Raw genomic sequence first — 1,498 nt, forward strand, 5'->3', positions numbered from 1 at the left:
AAAAGAAATTAGATAATAAAAAACAAGAGTTTTTTGCGTGAATTTGAAAAATCTCAAAATCTCAAAAAACATCAATACAAAAAGATTGAATCTCTTCAACTTTTTGTAATTTGAGATATAATATAGGTGGTTAGCTGGTGAACACAGTACCCGTCTTGCACATCCCATGGATTGTGCGAATTAGCTTGGTGATACAAGCTACCTTGGCAGCTTTCGACTTTAGTGGGGTTGATTGTTGCCTTTTCTTTTGATAGAAAGCGTTAATGGGATTCTCTTTCCTTGATCGTATACTACAGGTTACCGCTAAATATAAAATACATCTTAATCGTTTATTCCCTTTTTTGGAAATCGATAAATGATAGCCTTCTATGTCCCCTGATTCTGCTCTGTTGGGATCATTCCCCACATAGGCTACCATAGCGCCTCTGGTTTTGAATTTGCTTATATCGCCAAACTCTGCGATGATTCTTGATGCCAGATTGGGACCGATACCATCAATACTTAAAATAATAGAGTAATAGGGCGTTGCTTTCGCAAGCTCTATAATTTTATCGAGCTTCGCCTCTGCCTCTTCCATCGTATCCTGGAGATGATGAATGTCATCGACCAACACCGCAACCCAAGCATCTTCTTTATCACAGCCCGGATACGTTTTGTTCGCAAACGCAATAACCTTCTCTGCAGTTTTCAAACAAACTTCAAAACTATGATCGGTTTGCTTATTCAGTTTTTTTGCCACTTTCTCTGGCTGCTTGTTCTTCAACCTATCGGGATGGGGATACATTTCCAGTAACTGCAGCGAGATTTGACTGTATCCGTCTTGAAAGAGCTTCATATAGCCTGGAAACACGATACTCAGGTGACTTTGAAAGGTGACTTTATACTTTCTTAAATGGACAAGACAGTCTTCATATACACGATTGGCAGTACGCAATTCATGATAGAGATCCGCTTCTTTTTCATCCTCTCGGAGCTCTTTAATATAATAGACTTCCGCTATGGATTCGGGATCTTTTTTATCTGTTTTCTTATTATGTATTTCTGTTTTCCTTTGTTTCGCTGACTGTAACGGCGAGATGGAGTATTGTTTGATTTCGTTCTTTTCTAAAAATCTTTCTAATGGCTTCGTATACACGCCGGTTGCTTCATAGACCGCTACCACTTCTTCGTTTGTTTTCTTCTCCAGTTCTTCTATTTTTGATTTTAAGCAGTTAAAGCCTTCTACGGTGTGAGAAATCCGATGCACCTTTCCCATTTTAGTGCCTCTTTGTGTAAAACATTGGAAGTGACTGTTTCCGTTGGATACATCAATACTAACGATAGGCCCTTTCATGGACAAAACCTCCTTTCACAAATAAGAGAGAGAATACTTCCATATTCAATTCAACTTTGTTTCGTAAGAAATCCAGACGATTCCGCTCTTGTGGCGGATGTCTTTTTAGATTTAAACAAGCTTATGAATTTGAATAGGAAGAATGGCATTTTCTTTTACGAACTA

General features: G+C 38.3%; 1 protein-coding gene. It reads right to left on the reverse strand.

All coding sequences use genetic code 11. The features are described 5' to 3' along the window. Nucleotides 1-130: 130 nt before the first annotated feature. Nucleotides 131-1,333 (reverse strand): IS110 family transposase, encoded by a 1,203-nt coding sequence (locus I2G61_RS16240; RefSeq protein ID WP_195548475.1) that lies wholly within the window; start codon nucleotides 1,331-1,333, stop codon nucleotides 131-133. Nucleotides 1,334-1,498: the final 165 nt, after the last annotated feature.

Origin of the sequence: Holdemania sp. 1001095H_141210_F2, from assembly GCF_015558105.1 — a bacterium.
Taxonomy (GTDB): Bacteria; Bacillota_I; Bacilli_A; order Erysipelotrichales; family Erysipelotrichaceae; genus Holdemania.

Excerpts from the sequence above, each read along its gene's own strand:
- I2G61_RS16240 (WP_195548475.1), bottom strand. The coding sequence starts at position 1,333 with ATGAAAGGGCCTATCGTTAGTATTGATGTATCCAACGGAAACAGTCAC.